Annotated in this window: 21 protein-coding genes and 1 riboswitch; of the genes, 13 read left to right on the top strand and 8 right to left on the bottom strand. The window is 68.0% G+C overall.

Annotated elements, in window-relative coordinates; translation table 11 throughout:
• Positions 1-28: 28 nt before the first annotated feature.
• Entirely contained in the window at positions 29-3,607 is a 3,579-nt protein-coding gene (locus CURTO8I2_RS01645) for a hybrid sensor histidine kinase/response regulator (protein ID WP_236550966.1), read from the bottom strand.
• A gap of 149 nt (positions 3,608-3,756) precedes the next feature.
• Between CURTO8I2_RS01645 and CURTO8I2_RS01640 the strand changes: the two genes are divergently transcribed.
• From CURTO8I2_RS01640 to CURTO8I2_RS01630, 3 genes are read left to right on the top strand one after another with little or no spacing between them, the layout of a single operon-like run.
• Positions 3,757-4,461 carry a YceI family protein gene (locus tag CURTO8I2_RS01640; protein WP_159678131.1) on the top strand — a complete coding sequence of 235 codons (705 nt, stop codon included), beginning with the start codon at positions 3,757-3,759 and terminating at the stop codon, positions 4,459-4,461.
• The gene (locus CURTO8I2_RS01635) at positions 4,458-5,042 is read left to right on the top strand and encodes a cytochrome b (RefSeq protein WP_159678130.1); all 585 of its coding nucleotides are present in this window, start codon (positions 4,458-4,460) and stop codon (positions 5,040-5,042) included. Before CURTO8I2_RS01640 ends, CURTO8I2_RS01635 begins: the two co-directional genes overlap by 4 nt.
• A 4-nt stretch (positions 5,043-5,046) precedes the next feature.
• Positions 5,047-5,604 (top strand): YceI family protein, encoded by a 558-nt coding sequence (locus tag CURTO8I2_RS01630; RefSeq protein ID WP_159678129.1) that lies wholly within the window; start codon positions 5,047-5,049, stop codon positions 5,602-5,604.
• Between the two features lie 15 nt (positions 5,605-5,619).
• On the opposite strand, the gene CURTO8I2_RS01625 is transcribed toward CURTO8I2_RS01630, so the two are convergent.
• Positions 5,620-5,856, bottom strand: a complete 237-nt coding sequence (locus CURTO8I2_RS01625; protein WP_159678127.1) for a glutaredoxin family protein — start codon at positions 5,854-5,856, stop codon at positions 5,620-5,622.
• A gap of 49 nt (positions 5,857-5,905) precedes the next feature.
• On the opposite strand from CURTO8I2_RS01625, the gene CURTO8I2_RS01620 reads away from it, so the two are divergent.
• Positions 5,906-7,288, top strand: coding sequence for an L-serine ammonia-lyase (locus CURTO8I2_RS01620; RefSeq protein WP_159678125.1), 1,383 nt, complete (start codon positions 5,906-5,908; stop codon positions 7,286-7,288).
• Positions 7,289-7,410: 122 nt separating this feature from the next.
• On the opposite strand, the gene CURTO8I2_RS01615 is transcribed toward CURTO8I2_RS01620, so the two are convergent.
• The 4 genes from CURTO8I2_RS01615 to CURTO8I2_RS01600 all read right to left on the bottom strand — a co-directional run bounded on the left by CURTO8I2_RS01615 (position 7,411) and on the right by CURTO8I2_RS01600 (position 11,664).
• Positions 7,411-8,166, bottom strand: coding sequence for a DUF1521 domain-containing protein (locus tag CURTO8I2_RS01615; RefSeq protein ID WP_159678123.1), 756 nt, complete (start codon positions 8,164-8,166; stop codon positions 7,411-7,413).
• Positions 8,167-8,288: 122 nt separating this feature from the next.
• A complete protein-coding gene (locus CURTO8I2_RS01610) occupies positions 8,289-9,377 on the bottom strand; it encodes a homoserine dehydrogenase (protein WP_159678121.1) in 1,089 nt (362 codons plus the stop codon).
• Positions 9,374-10,615 carry an O-succinylhomoserine (thiol)-lyase gene (locus CURTO8I2_RS01605; RefSeq protein WP_159678119.1) on the bottom strand — a complete coding sequence of 414 codons (1,242 nt, stop codon included), beginning with the start codon at positions 10,613-10,615 and terminating at the stop codon, positions 9,374-9,376. Before CURTO8I2_RS01605 ends, CURTO8I2_RS01610 begins: the two co-directional genes overlap by 4 nt.
• The gene (locus CURTO8I2_RS01600; RefSeq protein WP_159678117.1) at positions 10,612-11,664 is read right to left on the bottom strand and encodes a homoserine O-succinyltransferase; all 1,053 of its coding nucleotides are present in this window, start codon (positions 11,662-11,664) and stop codon (positions 10,612-10,614) included. The genes CURTO8I2_RS01605 and CURTO8I2_RS01600 overlap by 4 nt, the downstream gene beginning before the upstream one ends.
• Before the next feature lie 100 nt (positions 11,665-11,764).
• Positions 11,765-11,893: riboswitch (SAM riboswitch) on the bottom strand.
• Between the two features lie 190 nt (positions 11,894-12,083).
• Between CURTO8I2_RS01600 and CURTO8I2_RS01595 the strand changes: the two genes are divergently transcribed.
• The 6 genes from CURTO8I2_RS01595 (at position 12,084) to CURTO8I2_RS01570 (ending at position 18,934) form a co-directional block, all read left to right on the top strand.
• Positions 12,084-13,109 (top strand): phytase, encoded by a 1,026-nt coding sequence (locus CURTO8I2_RS01595; RefSeq protein ID WP_236550965.1) that lies wholly within the window; start codon positions 12,084-12,086, stop codon positions 13,107-13,109.
• 8 nt (positions 13,110-13,117) lie between these two features.
• Positions 13,118-14,032 carry a M23 family metallopeptidase gene (locus tag CURTO8I2_RS01590; protein ID WP_159681497.1) on the top strand — a complete coding sequence of 305 codons (915 nt, stop codon included), beginning with the start codon at positions 13,118-13,120 and terminating at the stop codon, positions 14,030-14,032.
• A gap of 72 nt (positions 14,033-14,104) precedes the next feature.
• The gene (locus CURTO8I2_RS01585; RefSeq protein WP_159678113.1) at positions 14,105-15,709 is read left to right on the top strand and encodes a peptide chain release factor 3; all 1,605 of its coding nucleotides are present in this window, start codon (positions 14,105-14,107) and stop codon (positions 15,707-15,709) included.
• 74 nt (positions 15,710-15,783) lie between these two features.
• The gene (locus CURTO8I2_RS01580; protein WP_159678111.1) at positions 15,784-16,440 is read left to right on the top strand and encodes a hemolysin III family protein; all 657 of its coding nucleotides are present in this window, start codon (positions 15,784-15,786) and stop codon (positions 16,438-16,440) included.
• Positions 16,441-16,496: 56 nt separating this feature from the next.
• The gene (locus CURTO8I2_RS01575) at positions 16,497-16,889 is read left to right on the top strand and encodes a hypothetical protein (protein WP_159678109.1); all 393 of its coding nucleotides are present in this window, start codon (positions 16,497-16,499) and stop codon (positions 16,887-16,889) included.
• Positions 16,890-16,963: 74 nt separating this feature from the next.
• Positions 16,964-18,934 carry an AsmA family protein gene (locus CURTO8I2_RS01570; protein WP_159678107.1) on the top strand — a complete coding sequence of 657 codons (1,971 nt, stop codon included), beginning with the start codon at positions 16,964-16,966 and terminating at the stop codon, positions 18,932-18,934.
• 4 nt (positions 18,935-18,938) lie between these two features.
• Here the strand turns inward: CURTO8I2_RS01570 and CURTO8I2_RS01565 are convergent, their stop codons facing one another.
• Positions 18,939-19,919, bottom strand: coding sequence for a glycosyltransferase family 2 protein (locus CURTO8I2_RS01565; protein ID WP_236550964.1), 981 nt, complete (start codon positions 19,917-19,919; stop codon positions 18,939-18,941).
• Complete coding sequence (gene mtgA / locus CURTO8I2_RS01560; protein WP_159678103.1) at positions 19,916-20,674, bottom strand: monofunctional biosynthetic peptidoglycan transglycosylase; 759 nt, start codon at positions 20,672-20,674, stop codon at positions 19,916-19,918. Before mtgA ends, CURTO8I2_RS01565 begins: the two co-directional genes overlap by 4 nt.
• 59 nt (positions 20,675-20,733) lie before the next feature.
• Between mtgA and CURTO8I2_RS01555 the strand changes: the two genes are divergently transcribed.
• The 3 genes from CURTO8I2_RS01555 to CURTO8I2_RS01545 all read left to right on the top strand — a co-directional run bounded on the left by CURTO8I2_RS01555 (position 20,734) and on the right by CURTO8I2_RS01545 (position 25,897).
• Positions 20,734-21,636, top strand: a complete 903-nt coding sequence (locus CURTO8I2_RS01555; RefSeq protein ID WP_159678101.1) for an Hsp33 family molecular chaperone HslO — start codon at positions 20,734-20,736, stop codon at positions 21,634-21,636.
• Between the two features lie 103 nt (positions 21,637-21,739).
• A complete protein-coding gene (locus tag CURTO8I2_RS01550) occupies positions 21,740-22,588 on the top strand; it encodes a hypothetical protein (protein WP_159678099.1) in 849 nt (282 codons plus the stop codon).
• Positions 22,589-23,029: 441 nt separating this feature from the next.
• Positions 23,030-25,897 carry a TonB-dependent receptor gene (locus CURTO8I2_RS01545; RefSeq protein WP_159678097.1) on the top strand — a complete coding sequence of 956 codons (2,868 nt, stop codon included), beginning with the start codon at positions 23,030-23,032 and terminating at the stop codon, positions 25,895-25,897.
• Positions 25,898-26,145 lie beyond the last annotated feature (248 nt).

The raw sequence follows: 26,145 nt of genomic DNA, 5'->3' as shown, positions 1-26,145 counted from the left end.
CCGGGTGCACGTGCGCAGGCGCGCGCCCTCAGAGCCCGGCTTCGGGCTCGTCGTCGTCGCGCGTGGGGCGCCAGCTCCAAGCGAGGATGTCGGAGAGCATTTCGCCGGTCAGCGGCTTGCGCAGGAAGCCGTCGAACCCGGCCGCACGCGCGGCGGCCTCGGCCTGCGCATCGGCGCGGGCGGTGACCGCCACCATCGGCTGGACGAACCCGTGCGCGCGCATCATGCCGGCCAGCGTCAAACCGTCGACGCCGGGCAGATCAAGGTCCAGCAGCGCGAGATCGAAGGTGCGGGTGGCGATCTCCGACAACGCAGCGAGCCCGTGCATGACGTGCACGACCTCGTGCCCCTGCAGCGCCAGCAGTCCCGAGATGACCTCCGCGACCGTCTGGTCGTCTTCCACCAGCAGGATTTCCAGCCCCACCGCCGACGTGATCTGGCCGACATGCATGTCCGCACGCGGGCCGGGCGGATCATTCACCGCGGGCAGCGGCAACACGACACGGAACTCGGTGCCGATGCCCAGCGTGCTGTCGACATCGATGTGCCCGCCCATGGCCGCCGACAGTTCCTGGCTGATCGCCAGGCCCAGGCCACTGCCGCCGTAGCGCGACGCGGTGCGCACGCCCTCGGCCTGCTCGAAGCGTCGGAACAGGCGCTCGCGCTGCTCCGGGCTCAGCCCGGGACCGGTGTCGCGCACCACGCATACCAGCGCGCCGGCTGCATCCGTCGTCACCTGCAGCGTCACGTGGCCGCGTTCGGTGAACTTGACCGCGTTGCCGAGCAGGTTCAGCAGGATCTGCCGGACACGTCCGGGATCTCCATGCAACCACTCGGGCACGCCGGCATCAATCACCGTATCGAACGCCAGCGACTTCTGGCGCGCCATCGGTGCGCACAACGCCACCACGTCCTGCACCAGGCGCGCCACCTCGAACGGCTGCGCGTCGAGCTCCAGCCGGCCCGCTTCGATGCGCGCCAGGTCGAGCGCATCGTTGACCAGCCGCATCAGGTGGTCGCCGGCGCGGCGGATGGATTCGGCATAGCCGCGCTGCCGCGCATCCAGCGGTGTGTCGAGCAGCAATTCGCTCATGCCGAGCACGCCGGTCATCGGCGTGCGCACCTCGTGGCCCAGTGTGGCCAGGAACCGGGTCTTGGCCTGCGATGCCTGCTCGGCCATCTCGCGCTTGTCCTCGGCGAGCTGCCAGGCGTGCCGGCGCTTCAGGCGTTTGCGATAGACGTGGGCAATGCGCCAGACACTCAGCACGGCGATCACGAGCGCGGCGAGCATCGTCCAGGGCGTGCGCCACCAGGGCGGTGCCTGCTGGATCACCAGGGGCCTGAGCGCGGTCCACTCGCCGTCTTCCGTGCGTGCCTCGACGAGCAGGGTGTAGCGGCCCGGCTCCAGCCGCGGGAACACCCGCGCGGCTTGCGCATCCGCGTTGACCCAGTCCGACTCGTAACCGACGAGGCGGAACCGGTAGTGATGGGTGTGCGCATCGGTGAACGACAACAGCCGCGCCACCACGCGCAGGTCGCGGTCCCCGTGGCGCAGCCGGATCGCGCCCCGGGTCGGCAGGTCGAACCCGTCGTCTCCACGACGCACGTCGATCGATTCGATCACCAGCGGCGGCGTCTCCTCCCGCCGGTGCACGTGTGCAGGATGGAAGAGCAGCAGCCCTTCACCGGTTCCTGCTGCGAAGTGCCCGTCACGGGAGACGCCGATCTGCTGTTCGCCGAACTCCTGGCTGGGCAGCCCGTCGCGCACGCCGTAGATGCGGGCGCGCGCGGTATCGGGGTCGAAACGGACGAGCCCGCGCGGGGTCGTGATCCACAGGACACCCTTGGCATCCACACCGATGCCGCCGGGCATCACCTGCGGCAGCCCGTCGTCATGATCGAACGCGCGCAGCAGCGCGAGCTGCGCGCCGTCCCAGTGGTAGGCCTCCAGCCGTTCCGGGCCGGCCAGCCACACGGTATCCGCGCCTTGCCAGACCAGCGCACCGGTGGTCCGTTGCGGACCGCCGGGCACGGGCGCGAACCGGCGCTCCCCGGCAGACCACAGGTAGACACCGCGCGTGGTGGCGAGCCACAGCCCTCCGTCAGGCGATGCCGCGATGGTCATCGGCCTGACGCGTTCCGGGATGCCACGACCATCGCCCGCCTGGATGGATTCGATGACGCGGCCATCGGGCGTGCGCGCCTGGATATCGAGATCGCTGGCGAACCAGACGGTGCCGTCGCGCTGCTCGACGATGCTGTCGACGTGCTGGCCTTCGGGCGACGGATCCACCAGACCCCGCTTGTGCCAGCGTCGTATCTGTCCGGAAGACGGATCGAACCGCACGAGTTGCCGGAAACAGCCGATCCAGACGATGCCGGCACGGGTCTCGTGCACGCTGCGGTTCGCTTCGCTGCCGCACACCTGGGTCAGGCGGTGCTGGATGACCCCCGTAACCGGATCGAGATGGTCGAGCACGCCGCCGTTGCCGACCAGCCAGAAACCGCCGTCTGCCGCGCGCGCGACGCCGTGCACGAAGGCGTTGGCCGGTGTTCCCGGATCGGAGACGCGCCGCTGCAGCACCGTGAAGTTGCGCCAGTTCGCCGGCAGGTACCACAGACCGGCGTCCGTGCTCGCGAACCACAGGCCGCCTTCGCGATCCTGGAACGCCGACGACCAGGCGGGGCGCACCGGTCCACGGCTCGCGAAACTGTAGAGCGGCACATCCTCGATGCGGCCGTTGATTTCACGCGCGAGCCCGCTGCGCGTATCGAACCACTGCGCGCCCTGGCGATCCTCGACCAGCATGTGCAGCACCGGCGCCTGCAGGACCGGATCGACCTCCCGCATCATCTCCACGTCGCCGTTCGCGCGACGTACCGCGCCGCTCCCCTGCAGACCGATCCACAGGTCGCCGTCCGGATCAGACACCAGACCGTTGACGAATCTCGATGCACGCGCCGGCATCCGCACCGGCTCGAAATCGCGACCGGTCCAGCGCGCGACGCCGTTCTTGGTGCCGACCCACAACAGACCGTCGATCGTCGGCACGATGTGGCCGACACCATTGGACGGCAGGCTGCGCGGATCGTCCGGATCCGATTCGAAGCGCTGCAGGCGGTTGTCGGGCGCAAGCCGGTAGAGCCCCGACTCGGACGTCCCGAACCAGATCGTGCCGTCCGACGTCGACGTCACGGCCCAGACATCGTCGACACCGATTTCGGGATGGGTGTCGTGGTTGAAGTGGGTGAAGGTGGTGCGGCCGGCGTCGAGCATCGTCAGGCCCCCGCGCCGTGTGCCGACCCAGACGCGATCCTGCGCATCGACGTGCACCGTCCACACGTAGTTGTCGCCGAGCCCGTCCTCGACGCGCCAGACGCGGAATCCCACGCCGTCATACCGCGCCAGCCCATCGCGCGTGGCGATCCACAGATAGCCCTGCTGGTCCTCGGCGATGGCGTTCACGCGATTGGACGGCAGCCCATCGAGCACACCGATCTGCCGCGGCTGCGGAATGCTGGCGGTCTCCGCCACGCCCTGCGCCCACACGGCGCCGGCCCACAGGCTGCACAGCCACCCCACCAGCATCATCCCTGCAAGCCGCATCCCGCTCCCCGAACCCACTGCCGCGCGGTGGCCGCGCGTTCCGACCGGCATCCTCGCAACGCTGCGTTGTCACCGCAAGTTGCGCCGGACCGGCGCCCCGCGCCTAGAATCGGGACGAACGACCGCCCCGCGGCCTTCCGGACACGCCGATGCGACTGCCGCGCCAGTTCCTGCTCCCCGCCTTCCTGCTGCTCGGCACGGCGCCCGCGCTTGCCGCGCCGGCGCAATACGCGCTCGACCCGGTCCACACCCGCGTCCAGTTCGCGATCGACCACGCCGGTTTCTCGAAGGCGATCGGAACGGTCTCGGGCAGTACCGGCACGATCGTGTTCGATCCAGACGACTGGCGCGCCGCGCGCGTGGACGTCTCGATCCCGATGACCCGCGTCGACCTCGGCGATGCGAAGTGGAACGAGGCGACGCTCGCGCGCAATCTGCTCGACGCCGAACGGCACCCGATCGCGACCTTCGTCTCCACCCGGGTCGAACCGGTCGACGCCCAGCGCGCGACCGTGTACGGCGATCTGACCCTGCGCGGCGAAACCCGCGAGGTCGCATTGCAGGTCGTGCTCAACGGACTCAAGCGCTATCCGCTGCCGCCGTTCCGTCGCACCGTGGGCTTCTCGGCCACCGCGACGCTGTCCCGCGCCGAGTTCGGCATCGATGCGTGGAAGTCGGTGATCGGCGACAGCGTCGAACTGCGACTCGAAGTGGAAGCCTCGCGCAGTCGCGGCGCTGCGGATGCAGATGACGATGCGGATGCCGGGGACGACGCGCCCGATGCCGAGGTGCCGGCGTCCGACGCGCCTGCCGACGAGACACCGGCAGCCCCGCCGACAGAGCCGACGCCATGACGCTGCGCAATCCGCCCGACCGCTGGGGTGGGGTCAGCCAGGGACTGCACTGGCTGGTCGTGGCGCTGATCCTGACCACCGGCACCCTCGGGCTGGTCATGGAGGGCATGCGCAACAGTCCGACCAAGATCGAGATCTACGCGCTGCACAAGTCGCTGGGCCTGACGATCCTGGCGTTCGCCACGCTGCGCGTGCTGTGGCGCCTGTACGCCGGCGCCCCGCGCCCGGTGCCCGGCACGCCGCGGTGGCAGGACCGGATCGCCTCGCTCACGCACTGGCTGCTCTACGGCCTGCTGTTCGCGATGCCGCTCAGCGGCTGGACCTTCAATTCCGCCGCCGGCTACCCGTTGCAGTGGTTCAAGCTGTTCAATCTGCCGCCACTGGTGACGCGCGATGCGGATTTGCGCGCGCTGGCCGGGAATGCGCACGAACTGCTGTTCTGGACGCTGGTCGGGCTGGCCCTGCTGCACGCCGCCGCGGCTTTGTATCACCACCTCATCCAGCGTGACGACACGCTGGCGCGCATGCTGCCGCGTGGCTGGCTGCGCCGCCGTACCCCGACCTCTCCGCTGCAGGACTGACGACATGCGCCTCTCCCGTACCCTCGCCTTCGGCGCGCTGGCCGCCGCGCTCGCCCTGCCCGCCCTCGCCGCCGACTACGTGCAGGCGCCCGGTTCCTCGCTGGCGTTCGCCGGCAAGTACCAGGGCGAGACGTTCTCCGGCACCTTTCCCGGCTTCCGCACGACGGTCAGCTTCGACCCGGCCAACCTGGGCGCCGGCACGTTGGCGGTGACCATCCCGATCGCCACCGCGACCACGCAGAACGCGGACTACGACTCCGAGATGCGCGGCGACGCGTTCTTCGACGCGTCCAAGTTCGCCCAGGCCACCTATACCGCGACCGGCTTCCGCGATCTCGGCAACGGCGAGTACGCCGCCGACGGCACGCTGGAACTGCGCGGCGTGCGCAAGCCGGTGACCCTGACCTTCACCTGGACCGACGGCGCACGTCCGCTGCTGTCGGGCCGCGCCACGGTGCGCCGTCTCGACTTCGGCGTCGGCGGCGGCGACTGGGCCGATACCGGCACGATTCCCAACGAAATCGCGGTCAGCACCCGGGTGTATCTGCAGCCGGCCAGGTGAATCCGCGCGACGCGGTCAGCGGTGCAGCCAGCGCCGCGCCGCGTCGGCATCGAAGGGCCAGTCGAGTTCGCGTCCATCACGATCGTCGCGCAGCACCGGCACGCGCATGCCGTAGCGGTCCTCGAGCGCCGGATCCTCGTCGATGAAGACGCTGTCGAACGCCGGCACGCCGGCGTTGGCGAGCACATCCAGGGCCAGATCGCACAGGTGGCAGTCGTCGCGCTGGTACAGGATGAGGGTCGGTGCGGTCATGTCGCGTCGCGGCAGGCCTGGATGCAGGCGCGGGCCGTAGAATAGCCACATGGCAGTCAGCACGTTCGACCTCTACAAGATCGGCATCGGGCCGAGTTCCTCGCACACCGTCGGGCCGATGCGCGCGGGCGCGCGCTTCGTGCGCCGCTGGCTCGAAGGCCCCGGACGGCTGGGCGATGTCGTCCGCGTGCGCGCCGAAGTGTTCGGTTCGCTGGCCCTGACCGGCCGCGGCCACGGCACTGACAAGGCGGTGATGATGGGGCTCGAAGGCCACATGCCGAACCGGATCGATCCGGACATCATTCCCGACGCGCTGACGCGCATCCGCGGCGACAAGCGCATCCGTCTGGGCGGCACGCACGAGATCGCGTTCGACGAAAAATCCGATCTGGTGATGAACAAGCGCCAGAAGCTGCCCTTCCACACCAACGGCATGCGCTTCACCGCGTATGACGCCGACGGCGCGGTCATCGCGACCCGCGACTACTACTCGGTGGGCGGCGGCTTCGTGGTCAACGAGGACGAGGCGGCCGAAGACCGCATCGTCGCCGACACCACCGACGTGCCCTATCCGTTTTCGAGCGGCGACGAGCTGATCGCGCAGGCGAACACGCACGGCCTGAGCATCGCAAAGCTGATGCTGGAGAACGAGAAGGTCTGGCGCAGCGAGGACGAGATCCGCGACGGCCTGCGCGAACTGTGGGCGGCGATGCAGTCCTGCGTCGCGCGCGGCATTCGCCAGACCGGCACCCTGCCCGGGGGCCTGCACGTCACCCGGCGCGCGCCGGCGCTCCACGCCGAACTCTCATCCAAGCCCGAAGCCGGCATGCGCGATCCGCTGACCGTGCTCGACTGGGTGAACCTCTACGCGCTCGCCGTCAACGAGGAGAACGCCGCCGGCGGCCGCGTCGTCACCGCGCCGACCAATGGCGCGGCCGGCATCCTGCCCGCGGTGCTGCACTACTACGACCGCTTCTGCCCCAACTCCACCGAGCAGGGCATCTTCGATTTCCTGCTCACCGCGTCCGCCGTCGGCATCCTCTACAAGGAGAACGCCAGCATCTCGGGCGCGGAAGTCGGCTGTCAGGGCGAGGTGGGCGTGGCCTGCTCGATGGCCGCCGCCGGCCTGACCGCCGCGCTCGGCGGTACGCCGAGCCAGATCGAGAACGCGGCCGAGATCGGCATGGAACACAACCTCGGCCTGACCTGCGACCCCATCGGCGGGCTGGTGCAGATTCCCTGTATCGAACGCAATGCGATGGGCGCCGTCAAGGCGATCAACGCCTCGCGCATGGCCTTCCGCGGCGACGGCAAGCACAAGGTCAGCCTCGACAAGGTGATCCGCACGATGCGCGACACCGGCCGCGACATGCGCGACAAGTACAAGGAAACCTCGCGCGGCGGTCTGGCGGTCAACGTCATCGAGTGCTGAGCGACCGGCAGGCGTGCGCGGCGCAGATGGCGTGGCGCGACATCCGACGCCTGCCCTTCAATTGATTCCAACGACAACGGCGTACCGCAACCGCGGCACGCCGGTCGTGACGATGCGAGGGCTCAGGCGCTGATCGACAGCGTCAGGCTGAACTGCCACGGCACCGCCGGCTGGGCGGTCGGCTCGGGATCGCGATGGGCGTTGTCGTTGCCGAGCGCGAGGCCGCCGTTGAAGCTGATCGCCATCAGACCGGTGAAGAACGAGAAGATTTCGGCAAAGTGGGCGAGGAAATCCGGCCCGCCGTTCTTCAGTTCGTCGGTCGCCAGGATGAAGGCCTGGTCGACGTTCTGGAGGTTGCCATTCCGGTCGACCGCGATGAAGCCGCTGCCATTCTCGTTCTCCAGCAGCACATTGCCGTCGCGCACCGCGGCGTCGAGGACGCGGCCACCGCCGGCGAATTCCTGGAACGACAGATCGCCATGGGTGTTGCTGTCCACGCCACTGATCTGCACGCCGTAGTCGCCATCGGTAATCGTCACGACGGACGCGACCGTCGCGCCGTTGCCGCCCTGCGCCCACGGCGTGGTCTCGATGGTGACCTTGGTGCCGTCGTCGAGCTGGAACGTCGTCTGGCCCCAGAAATCGAAGGCGTGCTTGCCGTCGATCTCGACGTGCGGGTCGCCCCAGATCCGGTAATTCTCGCCGGTGCCCTTGTTGAAGACGATGACTTCGTCGTTGTCGCCGGCGGTGATGCGGTAGTTCTCGTTTTCGAACTGCACGCGGCCGTCGGCGGTGCGCTGCGTGCTGGCGGCGCTCTGCACGGCCGGCAGCTGGCCGCTGACGCTGAGCGAGACGGAGATGCTGAGGGTGTCGGTCATGGTGGGCCCCGGCTGGATGGAATCTGGATGACGCCATTCCAGCCCGTGCGCAGCGCCTTCGACATCGGGGCGCACCCGATCTAGGGTTCGCCCCAGTCCGTGAGCCCCGACGCGACCTTCCGTCAGCTCACTTGCGCGTGGCTGATCGCCAGCACATCGTCGAGCAACGCTGCCGCCGTGACTTCCGCACCGGCGCCCGGCCCCTGGATCACCAGCGGCTGCGCACTGTAGCGATCGCTGTGGATCGCGACGCGGTTGTCGGTGCCGTTGCCCGCGCACAGCGGATGGCCGACCGGCAACGCGCGCAGTCCCACGCGTGCGCCCTCGGCGTCGAAACGCCCGACGAAACACAGACGCTCACCCTTTGCGGCGGCCTCCGCACGACGTGCTTCGAGTGTGTCGTCGATTGCGGCCAGCGCCTGATCGACGTCCGCATCCGCGGCGCGCGTGAGCACGTCGGGCACCAGCGATTCGACAACGACTTCATGCGCGGGCAATGCGATGCCGGCGGCGCGCGCGAGGATCAGCAACTTGCGGCGCACATCCTCGCCTGACAGATCGACGCGCGGATCCGGCTCGGTATAACCCGCCGCACTCGCCTGGCGCACCAGCGCGGAGAACGGCTGGCTGCCGTCGTGATGCGAGAACAGCCAGGCCAGCGAGCCCGACAGCACACCTTCGATCGCGTGGATGCGGTCGCCGCCGTCGATCAGCGCGCGCAGGCTGCGCAACAGCGGCAAGCCGGCGCCCACTGTTGCACTGTCGCCGTAGCGGCCGCCGATCGCGCGCGCATCACCGATCGACAAGGCGCGGCCTAGATCACCGCCGGTGCCGAGCTTGTTCGCGGTGACCACGTGCACGCCGCGGGTCAGCCATTCGGGATGCCAGTCGGCAACGGTTTCGCTCGCGGTCGCGTCGACGATGATGTCGCCCGGCTTCGGGCTTTCGCCTTCGGCCCACGGCGGGAATCCATCGCGCCGCCGCGCCGCCGCACGGGCCTGCGCAAGCGCTGCATGCAGGTCTTCGCCACCGACCACCTGGGTGCGCGAATTGCACAGCCATGCCACCTCGGGCAGCGCCACGTCCTGCGCGGCGAGTCGTGTATAGCGTTCGACGAACGCCGAGCCGACCGTACCGGTGCCCAGCAAGGCAAGACGCGCAGGACGCGGTTGCGTGCGGCGCCCCTGCCGCAATTGCACGACGCTGCTCATGCTTCGACGCCTGCGCGCGACGGGCGCGTCGCCGCGTCCAGCACGGCCGCGACGCGGGCCAAGCCGGCCTCGATGTCGATCAGCAGATCGTCCAGCGCTTCGATGCCGACCGACAGGCGCAGCAGACCGTCGGAGATACCGGCCGCAGCGCGCGCCGCCGGCGTCATCGCCGCGTGCGTCATCGTCGCAGGATGCGCGATCAGACTCTCCACACCGCCCAGCGACTCGGCCAGCGTGAACTCCTGGAGGCCGGCGACGAATGCGCGCACCACATCTTCCTGCGCCACACCGGGCGCCCCAGCGAGTTCGAAGGACAGCATCGCGCCGAAGCCCGTCTGCTGGCGCGCAGCGATCGCATGGCCCGGATGATCGACCAGCCCCGGATAGTGGACGCGTGCGACCGCCGGATGGGCGTCGAGCAGCGCGACCACGCCGGCCGTGTTTTCCTGATGCACGCGCAGGCGCGCATCCAGCGTGCGCAGGCCGCGCAGGGTCAGGAAGCTGTCGAAGGGCGAGCCGGTGATGCCCAGCGCGTTCGCCCACCAGGCGAGCTGCGCATGCAGCTCGGCGTCGCGTGCGATCACCGCGCCACCGACCACGTCGCTGTGGCCGTTGATGTATTTCGTCGTCGAATGCAGCACCACATCGGCGCCGAATTCGATCGGGCGCTGCAGCGCCGGGGACAGGAAGGTGTTGTCGACCACCGCCATCGCGCCGGCGCGGTGCGCGGCCTCGATGACGAAACGCAGATCGGTGATGCGCAGCAGCGGGTTCGATGGCGTCTCCACAAGCACCAGCTTGGGCTGCGTGGCCAGTGCGTCGGCGAGGCTGCGCGGATCGGTCAGATCGGCGGTGACGAGTTCGAAGTGGCCCTTGCGTGCCAGCGCATCGAACAGGCGCCAGCTGCCGCCGTAGGCATCGTGCGGCACGACCAGACGATCGCCCGGCGAGAGCAGCGCATGGAGCACCAGCGTGATCGCGGCCATGCCGGTCGATGTGATCACGCCGCCCGCGCCGCCTTCGAGTCCGGCCAGCGCGTCGCCCAGCAGATCACGCGTGGGGTTGCCGCTGCGGGTGTAGTCGTACTGCCGCTTCTCGCCGAAACCGGCGAAGCTGAAGTTGCTCGACAGCACGATCGGCGGGGTCACTGCGCCGTAGGCCGGATCGCGGTCGATGCCGGCGCGCACGGCGCGGGTCGCAGGCTGGCAGGGGGTGTCGGTCGGGGCGTGGAGGCTCATGCGGGTTCTCCGGAAGTGGGGCCGCGCAGCCCGGTCGCGAGCAGTGCGTCGATGCGGTCGGTTTCCTTGAGGAAGGCGTCGTGGCCATACTGCGAGCGCAGCACGCGCAGCTGGCCGCTGCGCCCCAGGCCTTCGAGCAGCGTCACCGCATCGGCCAGCGGCACGAGCCGGTCGCCTTCGACGGCGACGACGGTCGTCGGCACGCGGATGTCGCGCGGATCGACACGGTGCAGATCGATGGATTCCGACAGGCGCAGCCACGCGGTAACCGGCGTGCGCGAGACGTAACGCGCGCCGGCAGCGTCGAGATAGTCCTCGGCGGCGACGCGCACGCGGCCGTTGACGACTTCCGGCGCGGCGTCGAAACGCTCGGCGAATTCTTCCGGCGTGCGGTAGCTGAGCATCGCGAACTGGCGCGCCAGCGACAGGCCCTGCGCATCGGCGCATTGCAACTGGCCCAGCGCGACCGCCTGCCGCTGCAGCGCGCGCCATGCAGCGGCATAGGGATGCGCGCGATGCGCACCGCTGACCGCGACCAGCCGCTGCACGCGGTCCGCATAGCGCGCCGCGAACTGCAGCCCGACCAGCGCGCCGTAGGAGTAGCCGACGAAGGCGTGCAGGCGGGCGATGCCCAGCGCGTCGAGCAGCACAGCGATCGCATCGGCCTGGTCGGTCGTATCGATCGGCGCATCGAGCGCGCCATCGGCGCCGACGAAGTCGAAGGCCAGCAGGCGCAGCTGCGCCGGATCGAGCGTGCGGCCCGGGGCGACCAGTTCTTCCAGCCAGCCGGCTTCGGCATGCGCGGCGTTCGACGCCAGATGCCGGTGCGCGGAGATCCCACCGGCGACGAACACCACTGGCGCCGATACCGGGCCCTGCAGCTGATACCGCAGCGTGACCGGACGCATGCCGGCGTGCCGGGTGACGAGCTGCACGTCGAGGCTGCCCCGCATGACGTCGCAGGCGATCGGCGCATCGGCAGCAAGCGCGGGCACGTACGCCGTGTCGGGCGCGGGTTCTGGGCGGTAGGCGGTGTCGACGAGACTCATGGCACGGGATTCCGGATGGACGGGGCCATCGCGTCGCGCGGGAATCACCGGAAGTCGCCTGTCGGCGGAACACGACACCGGCGCATACGCCGGTACCGCATCACCATCTTCCGGTGGACACACAGGTCCCCGCAGGACTTGGCACCGCGATGGACGCCGCGCGACGCGCGGATCCCATCAGGTTGCCCCGGCATCAAAGGGCCTGCCCCTCCGCCGGTCTCGATGGATGCACGCAGGTTGCCAGCTTCATTTCCGTAAGTCAATCGCTTCATGCGGATATAGCGATGGATGATTTCAGGCGCAACCGGTGCCGCAGTCGAAGCGGCGCTCGGCATAATCCGGCGATGCGCATCGCCCTCTGCCTCGCAGCCGCCCTGCTGGCCGGCTGCACCACCGCCCCCACCCGCCCCGTCGTTCCCATGACCGCGCCTGCCGCGGCGGCCGATGCGACCGGTCGCCCGGTGGTTGCCGAGGCCTGGCACTCGTCCGCGCACGTGGACGACGAACTGGATTCGCTGGCCACCTGGCCCACGCCCGACGGCGGTACCTGGTTGATCGCGACGGCCAAGCGCACGCACCAGCTACGCGTGTTCGACGCCGACACCGGCGCGGTGCTGCGCACCGTCGGCGCCCGCGGTGACATGCCCGGCCAGTTCGACCGGCCCAACGGCATCGCGGTGCACGGTGACCTGGTCTTCGTGGCCGAGCGCGACAACCATCGCGTGCAGGTGTTCTCGCTCCCCGAGTTCGCCCCGATCGCCGCATTCGGCGCCGACGCCCTGCAGAGTCCTTACGGCCTCTGGCTCCACGAAACCGCGCCGGACACGCTCGAGGTCTACGTCACCGACAGCTTCATGGACGGCGCCGATCACACCCGGGTGCCGGACTTCTCGCGCCTCGACCGCCGCGTGCACCGCTATCGCTTCGAATCGCACGACGATGGTGCACCCCGGGTCACCGCGCTCGGCAGCTTCGGCGCCACCGATGCGCGGACCGCATTGCGCATCGTCGAGTCGATCGCGGGTGATCCGGCCCATGCGCAGCTGCTGATCGCCGACGAGGACACGCGCCACCACGCGACCATCCACCTGTACGCGTTCGACGGCCGGGACACCGGGCGCACGCTGCCCGCCGGCACGTTCGAGGCGGAGCCCGAAGGGATCGCGCTGTGGTCGTGCAGCGTCGATGGCGGGTACTGGATCGTGGCCGACCAGCTGCGGCCACGGACCGTATTCCGCCTCTTCGATCGCGCGCAACTCACGCTCGCCGGCAGTTTCACCGGTGCACGGGTCGCCGCCACCGACGGCATCGCGCTGCATCCGGCGCCCACCGCGCGCTTCCCGTCTGGCGCCCTGTTCGCGGTTGACGACGATGCTTCCGTCGTCGCATTCGATCTGCGCGCGGTCGCGACCGCGCTGCACCTCGATCCCGACTGCAGCCGTTGAGCCTGCAGATGCCGACGCGTCGATGGCGGTCAGCGCTTGCGCTGCTGGCGATGTGCATACCGGGTTTCGCACTCGCGCAGACGCCGTCGAGCGGCGGCTGGCCCGGCGCGACCACGCCGCCGCCGTCGGCCCCGTACGAAACCGCTGCGTTGCCGCACCGTCCTCCCAGCGTCGCGCTCGAACTGCGCCCGCGCTTCGGCGGCACCGAAGCGACCGCGATCAACCCGCTCGCCGGACCGGTGGAGGTCGCGCTGTTGGCCGAGGGTCCGCCGCCGGTCGCCCGCCCGGCGCTGCCCGTGCGCGTCATCGTGCCGGGCGGCAGCCGGCTCGTCGTGGCGCAGCTGCAGGACGCTGCCGCGGGCACGCGTCTTCGGCTCATGGCGGTCCCCGGCCTCCCGACCGCGCGCGCGCGCAACGTCGAATACCTCTATCCGCTGCGCGACGCGCCCTTGCAGGTGGCCCAGGGCTTCGGCGGCGGCTTCAGTCACGCCGACGCCGAAAACCGGCACGCGGTCGACTTCGCGGTCACGCCGGGCACGCCGGTGGTCGCGGCGCGCGACGGCCGGGTGATGCAGGTCGAGTCCGAGGCGACCGCGCGCCTCGACCCGCGGTTCGCGTTCGACCCGGCCGACGACCGCGTGCGCGGCAACTTCGTCCGCATTCTCCATGACGACGGCACGATGGCGCTCTACGCGCATCTGCAGCAGGCGGGCGTGGTCGTTGCGCCCGGCACGCGCGTGCTGCGCGGCACGATCATCGGCTTTTCCGGCAATACCGGCCTGAGCACGGCGCCGCATCTGCATTTCGTCGTCCAGGCCAACCGTGGCATGCGGCTCGAATCGCTGCCGTTCCGGATGGCGGGGCCGGCGGGCCCGCTGCGTTTCGGACTGGCGCAGCCCGACCCGTCCGCGGCCGCGCCCTGAGTCCGCGACCCCGGCGGCGTATAATCGCCGGCTTCCCGATTCCAGACTGCGCGCACCCGCGCGGCCGCCCGCATGCCCGACGTCGCCTCCGAAAGTTCCCGCCGCCGCACGTTCGCGATCATTTCGCATCCCGATGCCGGCAAGACCACGCTGACCGAAAAGCTGTTGCTGTTCGGCGGTGCGATCCAGATGGCCGGCTCGGTCAAGGGTCGCAAGGCCGCACGCCATGCGACATCCGACTGGATGGCGCTGGAGAAGGAGCGCGGCATCTCGGTGACGAGTTCGGTGATGCAGTTCCCCTACGAGGGCCGCGTCGTCAATCTGCTCGACACGCCCGGCCACGCCGACTTCGGCGAGGACACCTATCGCGTGCTGACCGCGGTCGACTCGGCGCTGATGGTGATCGACGTTGCCAAGGGCGTCGAGGAACGCACGATCAAGCTGATGGAAGTCTGCCGGCTGCGCGACACGCCGATCATGACGTTCATCAACAAGCTCGACCGCGAGGGCAAGGACCCGATCGACCTGCTCGATGAAGTCGAAACCGTGCTTGGCATCCAGTGCGCGCCGGTGACCTGGCCGATCGGCATGGGCCAGCGCCTCAAGGGCGTGGTGCATCTGGTCAGCGGCGAAGTGCATCTCTACGAGCCGGGACGCAACTTCACCCGACAGGATTCGACCATCTTCCCGTCGATCGACGCGCCGGGCCTGAGCGACAAGATCGGGGAGCAGATGCTCGCGAACCTGCGCGACGAACTGGAACTGGTGCAGGGCGCCAGCCATCCCTTCGATCTCGACGCCTACCGCGCCGGCAAGCAGACCCCGGTGTTCTTCGGCTCGGGCGTCAACAACTTCGGCGTGCAGCCGCTGCTGGACTTCTTCGTCGACCACGCGCCGCCGCCGCAGGTGCGTGAAACGACGACGCGCGAAGTGGCGCCGCAGGAAGACAAGCTCACCGGCTTCGTGTTCAAGATCCAGGCGAACATGGACCCGATGCACCGCGACCGCGTGGCGTTCATGCGCGTGTGTTCGGGTCGCTTCGAAGCGGGCATGAAGGCGTTCCATCCACGCACCGGCAAGCCGCTCAAGCTCGCCAACGCGCTGACCTTCATGGCCAGTGACCGCGAGATCGCCGCCGAGGCGTATCCGGGCGACGTGATCGGCATCCACAACCACGGCACGATCTCGATCGGCGACACCTTCACCGAGGGCGAGAACATCGCCTTCACCGGCATCCCGAACTTCGCCCCGGAACTGTTCCGCCGCGCGCGCCTGCGCGACCCGCTGAAGCTCAAGCAGCTGCAGAAGGGTCTGGCGCAGCTGTCGGAAGAAGGCGCGACGCAGTTTTTCAAACCGCTGATGAGCAACGACCTGATCCTCGGTGCGGTCGGCGTGCTGCAGTTCGACGTGGTCGCCTATCGACTGAAGGACGAATACGGCGTCGACGCGAGCTTCGAAGCCGTGCAGGTCAACACCGCCCGCTGGATCCGCTGCAAGGACGCAAAAACGCTCGAAGCGTTCCGCGACAAGCACGCGATGAACCTGGCTTACGACGCCGCCGATCAGCTGGTGTACCTGGCCCCGACGCGGGTGAACCTGCAGTTGGCCCAGGAGCGCGCGGAGGGCGTCGAGTTCCTTGCCACGCGCGAACATGCGCATGCGGTGTCGGTCGACTGACACACTGCGTCCTCTGACAGAACACGGGGGCGCGGTCATACTTCACGGCAGTCCAACCCCCCGCCCGGACGTCGATGACCACCGCCCCGCCCCGTTCGCTCCGCGCGAAACGTGAAGAGTTCGCCAGTGCCCTGACCCATGGTCTGGGCGCGACCGCCGCGCTGGCGGGTGGCGCCGTGCTGATCACGCTGGCTGCGCTGTACGGCAACGGCTGGCAGCTGGGCGCGTCGATCGTGTTCGGCGTGTCGCTGCTGCTGCTGTATCTGGCGTCCACGCTGTACCACGCGGTCGAGCACCCGTTGGCCAAGGGCCGCCTGAAGGTCTTCGACCACTGCGCGATCTACCTGCTGATTGCCGGGACCTACACACCGTTCACGCTGATCGGCCTGCGCGGCACGCTCGGCTGGTGGCTGTTCGGCATCATCTGGACGCTGGCGCTGGCCGGCGTGGTGTTCAAGCTCTTCTATACCGGCCGCTTCCGCGGACTGTCGACGGCGATCTATGTGGCGATGGGCTGGCTGGTGGTCATCGCGATCGGTCCCGTCGCCGCCGCGCTCGATACCTGGACGCTGGGCTGGATCATCGCCGGCGGCGTGTTCTACACGGCTGGCACCTTCTTCTACATGCGCGATTCAATTCCCTACGCGCACGCGATCTGGCACCTGTTCTGCATCGGCGGCAGCGTCTGCCATTACGTGGCCGTGCTGGCCCAGGTCGTGCCGGCGCGTTGATCGCCAGCGCGCGCGTCGCGACAATCGAGCGATCGTCGTCCACGCCGGAGTTCCGCATGCGATCCGTTCCGATGTTGTCCGCCCTCGCCGTCGTCATGCTGGCGGCCTGCTCCGCCGAACCGCCGGCGCCGCCTGCACACGCGGCCGCGCCTGCACCGCCGCCCGCGACGCCTGCGCCCGCGCCGGAAACCGTCATCGCGGCCTACGACTGCCCGACGGCCGCCGTCGTCGAGATCATCCGCGAAGGTCGCTTCGCCCGGCTGCGCATGACCGATGGCCGCATCGTCAATCTCGGCGTGATCCGTGGCAGCCAGCCGCCGGTGTGGTCGGAAGTCGGGCTGCGTTTCGTCACCACCGATGACGGCGCCGAACTGTCACAGGACAACGGCCGCACCGTGCGCTGCACCGGAACCGCGTTGCCGGCGTCCGCGCCCGCGGACGCGTCGTGATACCGATGCGCAACGGAACATTCACCCGTACTTGACCGCAGCGCGTCGATGGTGGGGCTGAACAAGGCCCCCCCATGACGACCACGCCCCCACCTTCCGTAACGCCCCGTCCGCGCTTCCGTCGATTCGCATCGTCGCGACCGCTGCGCATCATCGTGCTCGTGCTTCTGGTGGCGATCGTGCTTCTCGTTCTCCTGTGGGACTGGAACTGGTTCAAGGGGCCGGTCGAACGCATCGTCGAAGCCCGCACCGGCCGTACACTGGTGATCGGCGGCGATCTCGATGTCGATCTGGGCCGCACGACCACCGTCCGCGCCGATGCTTTGCGGTTCGCGAATGCGGACTGGTCCGAGTCGCAGACGATGGCCTCGGTCGAGCGGCTGGAGATCCAGGTCGAGGTCTTCCCGCTGTTGTTCAAGCGCGAAGTGCGGCTGCCCGAAATCCGTCTGGTCAAACCGATCCTGCGCCTGGAAACCAATCCCGAGGGCGGCACCGGTAACTGGGACATCGCGTTCGGTGATGGTGGCGACGGCCCGCCGCCGCAGATCCGTCGCCTCTGGGTTGAAGACGGCCGTCTGCGCTATCTGGATGTGCCCGGCAAGACCGACATCGACGTGCGTCTGGCCAGCCGCGAATCGCGCGGCGGCGAAGCTGCCGCGCCGGCGATCGGCATCGAAGGTGGCGGCAGCTGGACGAACAACAGGTTCACGCTGGAAGGCGTTGCCGAGTCACCACTCGCGTTGCAGGACACCGACAAGCCCTATCGCATCGATCTGCGTGCCCGCGCCGGCGCGACGCGCGCCCATGTGCGCGGTTCGCTGGTCGCACCGTTCCAGCTGCGCGACTTCGATCTGCAGTTCGCACTGTCGGGCCGCAACCTCGCCGATCTGTTTCCGCTCGTCGGCGTCGCGCTGCCCGACACCCCGCCCTACGCGCTCGACGGACGTCTGACCCGCGATGCCACCACGTGGCACTACGACGGCTTCACCGGCAAGGTCGGCCAGAGCGATCTCGGCGGTTCGGCCGCGATCACGCTCGGCCGCGAACGCCCGTTCCTGAAGGCCGATCTGGTCTCCAAGCGCCTCGACTTCGATGATCTCGCCGGTTTCCTCGGCGGTACCCCGGATGCCGAAGGGGATGCGCTCGATCCCGAACTGGTCGAACGCGAACGCGCGCTTGCAGCGAAGGGTCGTGTGCTGCCCGACACCCCTTACGACCTCGCGAAGTTGCGATCCATGGACGCAGACGTGCGCCTGCGCGCGCAGCGCATCAACGCGCCGAAGCTGCCGATCGACGACATGGACGCGCATCTCAAGCTCGATGCGGGTCTGTTGCAGCTCGAGCCGCTGAACTTCGGTATTGCCGGCGGCAACATCCGGTCCAGCATCCGGCTCGACGCGCGCCAAGACACGATCCAGACCCGGCTGCAGGCCTCGGTGCGTCGCATCAGCCTGGGCGGTCTGTTCCCGCCGGACACGCTCGCCGGCGACGCCGTGGGCCACATCGGCGGCGACTTCAACCTTGTCGGCACCGGCAATTCGGTCGCCGCGATGCTCGGCAGCGCCAACGGCGATGTCGCCGTGGGCATGGGCGCCGGACGCGTCAGCAATCTGCTGGTCGAACTGGCCGGTATCGATGTCTACGAAGCCCTGAAATACCTGATTGGCCAGGACAAGCAGATTCCGGTGCGCTGCGCGTTCGCCGATTTCGGCGTGCAGCGGGGCGTGATGGAGAGTCGAGCATTCGCGTTCGACACCACGGACACGATCATCCTCGGCGAAGGCACGATCAGCCTGCGCGACGAACAGCTCGATCTGCTGCTGCGGCCGCGACCGAAGGACCGCAGCATCCTCGCCCTGCGGACACCGCTGACGATCGGCGGCACGTTCGCCGCCCCGAGCTTCCGACCCGATCTCGCGCGCCTGGGCCTGCGCGGCGCCATCGCACTCTCGCTCGGTTCGATCGCACCTCCGGCCGCGCTCCTGGCGACGCTCGAACTGGGCGGCGGCGAAGACAGCGGCTGCGGCGGACCCTACGCCCGATGACCGGTCACGCGTCCGCGGACAGCGGCATTGCGCCCGGTCCCGGCGCAGGCTGCCAGGCGCTCACCAGATAGAGCGGGCGCTGTTTGGACTCTTCGTACAGCCGCCCCAGGTATTCGCCGATCACGCCCAGCGCAACGAGTTGGACGCCGCCCAGGAACAGGATCACCGCCATCATCGTCGGCCAACCGGCCACGCGATCGCCGTACATCCAGGCCTTGCCGATCACGTAGAGCGCGAACGCGAAGGCGCCGCAGGCGGTGAACACGCCCACGTACGTGGCCAGCCGCAGCGGCGCGGTCGAGAAGCTCGTCACGCCGTCGAGCGCGAAATTCCAAAGCCGCCAGAAGCCGAACTTGGTGCTGCCGGCGATGCGTCGCTCACGTGCATAGGGCACGGCAATGCGGTTGAACCCGATCCAGCCGAACAGTCCCTTCATGAAACGATGCCGCTCGCGCAACTGGCGCAGGGCGTCGAGCGCACGCGGCGACAGCAGCCGGTAGTCGCCGGTATCCGCGGGCACCGGCGTCTTCGCCAGGCGCTGGATGACGCGATAGAACAGATGCGCGGTCGAGCGCTTGAGCCAGCTCTCGCCATCCCGGCTCAGCCGGGTGCCGTGCACGTCGTCGTAGCCGTTGCGCCAGTGCGCCACGAACTGCGGAATCAGTTCCGGCGGGTCCTGGCCGTCGGCATCGAGGATCATCGCCGCGCCTTCGGTCACCATGTCGAGCCCTGCGGTCAACGCGACTTCCTTGCCGAAGTTGCGCGACAGCCGCAGCAGCGCGACCCGCGCATCACCCGCCGCGATGCCCTGCAGGACCTGCCACGTCGCATCACCGCTGCCGTCGTCGACGTACAGCACGCGTGCATCGATACCGTCCGCGGCGAGCATCTCCAGCACCGCGGCGATGCGCGGGTGCAGGACCGGCAACGCGTTGGCTTCGTCGAAAGCGGCGACGACGATGGTCAAGCGATCTTGGGCGCTCACTCGAGCGCCTCCAGATACGACGCGCCGCCGATCTGGCGCGCGTTGCGCTGGATCCACTGCGCGCGTCGCTGCACGTAGGGGCCAGGCCGCGAAGCGCTGTAGCGCTTCGGATTCGGGAGCACGGCGGCCAGCCGCGCGCTTTCGCCGCCGCTCAACTGCGCTGCGTCCTTGCCGAAATGCCGTTTCGCCGCCGCCTGGGCGCCGTAGATGCCGTCGCCGAACTCCGCCACGTTGACGTAGACCTCGAGGATCCGGGTCTTCGGCCAAAGCGTTTCCATCAGCAACGTGTAGTACGCCTCCAGGCCCTTGCGCACCCAGCTGCGCCCACCCCACAGGAACAGGTTCTTCGCGGTCTGCTGGCTGATCGTGCTGGCCCCGCGCGTGGTGCCGCCGCTGGCGTTGTGGGCGCGCGCCTGCTCGATCGCCTCGAGGTCGAAGCCGCGGTGGCGGGCGAAATTCTGGTCCTCGGCGGCGATCACCGAGACCGGCAGCGACAACGCGATACGGTCCAGATCGCGCCACTGGTAATAGAGTTCGAAATCACGCTCGCCGCCTGTCCATGCTTCGACCTGCCGGATGGCCATGAAGCTCGAGAACGGTGGATCCACGACCCGCAGCACCAGCACCTGCAGGACCGGCAGGACGACGAGCAGAACGCACAGCCAGATCAGCCGGCGCCCCCAGCGTCGTGCGAAGGAGGGGCGTGCTTGCGGGACGGCAGTGCCGTCCCCATCTCGGAGAGCCGGTTGTTCCATGGCGGCCACTCTATCGGTCACCCTCGACGCCGCCAATCGAAATCCCTCTGCGAGCCGACATGACCGACATCGACCAGCCCGACAGCGACCGCCTGTCCCGCTTCCTGCTGCAGACCGCCGGCGTGCGCGGCGTCCGTGTCCATCTGCGCGACGCCTGGCAGGCCGTGCGCGCGAATGGCCCCTACCCGCCGGCGATCGAAGAGATGCTGGGCGAAGCCTGCGTGGCGTCGGCGCTCTTCACCGGCCACGCGAAGGTCGACGGTCGCCTGTCGGTGCAACTGCGCGCGCCGGGCCCGATGCGCACGCTGTTCGCCGAATGCACCGCCGCCGGCACGATCCGCGGCATCGCCCGCTTCGACGGCGATGGCGCTGACGTTTCGCGCGACCTGCGCGCGCTCGGTGACGACGCGCTGCTGGCGATCACAATCGAGAACCCCTCGCCGCATCGCGAGCCCAACCGCTATCAGGGCCTGGTCGCACTGACGGCCGAGTCGCTGTCCGGCGCGTTCGAAGATTATTTCCGCCAGTCCGAACAGCTCCCGACGCGGGTCCTGCTCGCGGTCGACGGTGACGAGGCGGCCGGCCTGATGTTGCAGAAGCTCCCGGGCGACGAAGGCGACGAAGACGGCTGGAATCGTGCGAGCCTGCTGTTTGACACGCTCTCGACGGCAGAACTGCTTCGATGGCCCACCGAAACCCTGCTTTCGCGCCTGTTTCCCGAAGATGCGCCCGAGGTCCTGGGTGCCCGTGACCTGTCGTTCGGCTGCTCATGCTCCAAGGCCCGGGTGGAGGAAATGCTGGTATCGCTGGGTGCGGAAGAGGCCCGTGCAGCAGTCGTCGATGGACAGGCCCAGGTGATCTGCGAGTTCTGTGGCCGGCATTACGCGTTCAGTGCCGCCGAGATCGACCAGTTGCTCGAGACGCCGGAAACCGATGTGGAAGTGTCGAACCGGTTGCACTAACCGCATCTGGGGCATCGGCTGGATTGTTAAATAAATATAAATGTTCTAGAGTTCTGAACTGAACGATAGGGGAACTTCCGGGCCGGGCCCGGGTCATACGGCCATGCGATTGCCTGTCACGCGCCTCGTGTTTGCCCTCGGTCTCGCCCTCGCGGCGGCCTCGGGCGCGTCCGCGCAGGAAAAACGCAACCAGACCGTGCTGCCCGTGCTCGACACCTCCGGAAAGGTCGAGGCGTTCCTGGTCCTCGAACCCGCCACCGCCCAGCAATCGAGCCGCCGCTGGCGGTTCGGCGAAAGCCAGTTCGACGCCGCCTTCGGCCTCGAATCTGGCAGTTCTCTGGCACTGCTGTGCAGCCCTGGCAGCAGCTTTAACGGCGCCGTGAGCAGTCTGGCGCGCAACTGCCAGCTGGCCTCCGTCGGTGACGCCGCCGGTTCCCGGCGCGCCAGCGCGACCGCAAGCCTGAGCCGTCCTGGCGGCGGCGTGGGTGTGACATTCGGCGAAGGTCGCGACACCCTGCCGGGCTTCCTCAGCCCGTCCCGGGTCGGCTCGGCGGGACAGGTCGATCTGCACGATCTGACCGTCTTCGCCAAGAAAGATATCGGCGACGATGCCTACGTCTCGCTCGCGGGCACCTTGGCCAAGGCCACGCTGATCCCGTCCTCGGCCGCCCCCGCCACCCTCAGTGATCACTGGACCAGCCGCAGCCTGAGCGTCGGCGGCGGCATCGGTCGCTTCAGTGCGAACATCGTTGGCCAGGTGGTCGACACACCCGGCCTCCCGAAATGGGAAGGCGTGGGTCTCGGCGTCAGTTGGCGTACCCCGTGGAGCGGTCAGCTCACCGTCGGGGCCGACAACGTGATCACCCGCGGCAAGAATCCGTTCTCGAAAATGACCGAGACCGCGGACGACGAGGGCGCGGTGCCGTACATCCGGTACCAGCAGGATCTCTGAGCTGACCGCGCGGCGAGCGTCGCCCCTTGACTCAGAACGCCAGCCATTGAATGTGAATGCGGGTCTGCCGTGTCGGCCCGGGCCCCGCTGCGCCCTTTAAAACCGCTTGACGCATGCCAGAAAGTGTCGCAGGCGGTGCTTGCCGGCGGGCCGGTGTCGGTTCGTTGCATCACGCAACTCCACTCGCCTGCGCGAACATGCTTCCGGAAGCGCCTGACGCGAGGAGCACCATGTTTCCCGGCCGAGGACACCGATCCTCCGTACGCGGATGCCTTCCGAACTGTTCGCTTGCAGCCGCAGAAACCGAAGACCTTAACGACACTTTAATTTCTTTCTCGATCGGTCTAGTATCGGCCCGACCTTGCCGAATTTGGCGATCAATTTGATCCAGTCGGCCGGTTCTTATGGGGTAATCCCGAGACTCACTTGGAGAGAGAGACGATGAAGTTCAAGACCACCCAGCTGCGCGACGCGATTACCTTCGCGCTCGTCGCAGGTGCCGTCAGTGCTACGGGCACCGGCGCCGCGTTCGCGCAGAGCGAGCAGGAAGCGACCACCCTCGATCGCATCGAGGTGACCGGCTCGCGTATTCGTTCTGTCGACGCCGAATCTTCCCAGCCCGTGCTCGTGCTGGATCGTGCTGCGATCGAAAAGCAGGGCCTGACCTCGGTGGCGGAAGTGCTGCAGCGCATCTCTGCCAACGGCGCGAACATCAACCGTACGTTCAACAACGGCGGCGACGGTTCGTCGACGGTTTCGCTGCGCAACCTCGGCGCATCGCGCACCCTGGTGCTGGTCGATGGCCGCCGCTGGGTCCAGGGCCTGGGCGGCTCCGTCGATCTCAACACCATTCCTTCGGCGATGATCGAGCGCATCGAAGTCCTGAAGGACGGCGCTTCCTCGATCTACGGTTCCGATGCCATCGCCGGCGTCGTGAACATCATCACGCGTCGCGATTACGAGGGCGCTGAAGCGCGCGTCTATTACGGCCAGTTCAGCGAAGGTGACGGTGAGCGCGCCGCGGTCGAAGCCACGCTCGGCGCAGGTAACGATCGCAGCAATGTCGTGATCAGCCTGTCGCGCGTCGAAGAGAAGGAAGTGAGCGCCGGTGACCGTGAGATCTCGCGCGTTCCGTCGTTCCGTCGTGATCCGGTGGGTTTCAGCGGCTTCAGCAGCAATGGTCGCATCTGGAACAACGGCGTGGATCCGGACAACGTCGGCGGCCCGGGCAGCAATTCGATCGTCATCCGTCCAGGCGCGACGGGTACGGGACCGGCCAACGATCCCCGCTATGCACTCGGCCAGTTCCAGCCGTTCGCTGCGGGCCAGGACGCTTATAACTTCGCGGCAGACAATTATCTGCTGACGCCCCAGACGCGTACTTCGCTGTACATGAAGGGTCGCCACGAGATCACGGACAACCTGAGCTTCGTGGCCGACGCGCTGTACAACGAACGGCGCTCGGAGCAGCAGCTCGCAGGCTTCCCGCTCAATGGCGGCGTCAGCAACAACGACTTCATGAGCGGCGACAGCTACTACAACCCGTACAACACGCTGTACGGCGGTGACGGTCGCGCTGTGGCATGGAGCCACCGCCTGACCGAGCAGGAACGCGTCTACCAGCAGAACGTGAAGACCTTCCACGTCTATGCAGGCCTCGAAGGCAACTTCGAGTTTGCAGACCGGTTCTTCAACTGGGATGTGGGCTACAACTTCAACCGGTCCGACCAGGAAGACGCGCAGATCGGCGATGTGAACGTTCTGAACGTCCGTGCCGGCGTGGGTCCGTCCGAACTCCGCGACGGCCGCGTCGTCTGCGTCGACGCCCCGGGCGGCAACATCATCGACGGCTGCGTCCCGTTCAACCCGCTCTCGCCTGCCGGCGGCGTGACACAGGAAATGCTGGATTTCCTGCTGTTCACTGCACAGGATGCTTTCCAGGGTCGCAGCGAGTCGTTCACCGCCAATATCAGCGGCGAAATCGTCGAGCTGCCGGGCGGCATGATGGGCTTCGCTGCCGGTGTCGAGTCGCGCAAGGAAAGCGGCTTCGATCGTCCCGACGCATTCGTCGCCGCTGGTTTCACATCGGGTAATTCGCGCCAGCCGACGTCGGGCGCCTACGATCTCGACGAAATCTATGCCGAAGTGCTGATCCCGGTGCTCGCCGATGTGACGGGCGCTGATCTCCTCGAGTTCAGCCTCGCCTCGCGCTACTCCGATTACAGCAACTTCGGTGATACCACCAACAGCAAGGCTGGTTTCAAGTGGAAGCCGGTGGAATCGCTGCTGGTTCGTGGTAACTGGGCCGAGGGCTTCCGCGCACCCCCGATCTCGACGCTCTTCGGTGGACAGAGCGATTCCTTCATCAGCTTTGGCGATATCTGTTCGGAAGACTTCTCCGGGCGCACGGCAACCATCGCCGCCAACTGTGCCGCCGCAGGTGCCCCCGTCGGATTCATCCAGCAGACCAACGCTGGCTTCGGGTACGACGGCCAGACCCTGTATCCGTTCCAGGTGGGTGGAAATCCCAACGTCGGCCCCGAGGAGTCGATCAGCAAGACGCTGGGACTGGTCTTCAGCCCCTCGTTCGTTGAAAACCTGAACCTCTCGCTGGACTGGTGGAGCATCGAGATCGAAAATGCGATCACCACGCTCCCGACCGCCTTCATCGTCGAACAGTGCTATGCGGCTGGCGATCAGGCGCTGTGTGATCTCATCACGCGTCGCAGTGAAGACTTCCAGATCGGCAACATCGCCTTGACCCCGCAGAACCTCAGCGTGGTCAACGTCGAGGGCTACGATTTCAACGTGAGCTATCGCATGCCGGAAACGGAGTACGGCAGCTTCGGCATCACCCTGGATACGTCCTATGTCTCCAAGTACGAACAGCAGACCACCGCTGCGTCGGAAGTGGAGCAGTTCACGGGCCGCTATCTCGATCGTGATCCGTACTGGCGTCTCCGTGGCAACGTCTCGCTCGACTGGCAGATGGGTGATTTCGGCGCGACGTTCAGCAGCCGCTACTTCTCCAGCCTCGTCGAGCCCTGCGCATTCGGCCCGTCCGTCTGCTCGGATCCCGATCGCAGGATCGCGACGGGTCCCGCGCCGCGCAACAAGCTCGGGGCGACGACTTATCACGACGCGCAGGTGCGCTACAACCTGCCTTGGGACGGCACGATCAAGGCGGGCGTGACCAACCTGTTCGACAAGGAGCCGCCGGTCAGCTACACGACCTTCGCCAACTCCTTCGACCCGCAGTACGACGTCCCGGGTCGCTTCATGTACATGGAGTACATCCAGCGTTTCTGATGACTGAGCAAGCGTGACAACCTCTACGGCCCCGCAAGGGGCCGTAGTTGTTTGGGAGGTTCCCAACACCGTCAGGCGAGCCGGCCCAGCCTGCACAGACGTGTTGGGAGAGGACATCAAAACGTCCGGAATGCCCGCCGGCCAACCGTCGCAAATCCAGCGCATGGCCGACGATCTTCACTGCGCACAGCTATAAGACAGGGCCGAGAAGCATCTGCCTAGCGAAAAACACGTCACAAGCGACGCAT

Source organism: Luteimonas sp. 9C (assembly GCF_902506295.1).
GTDB lineage: Bacteria > Pseudomonadota > Gammaproteobacteria > Xanthomonadales > Xanthomonadaceae > Luteimonas.
The sequence above is the reverse complement of the archived record's forward strand: the minus strand, read 5'-3'. Positions and strand labels throughout refer to the sequence as shown.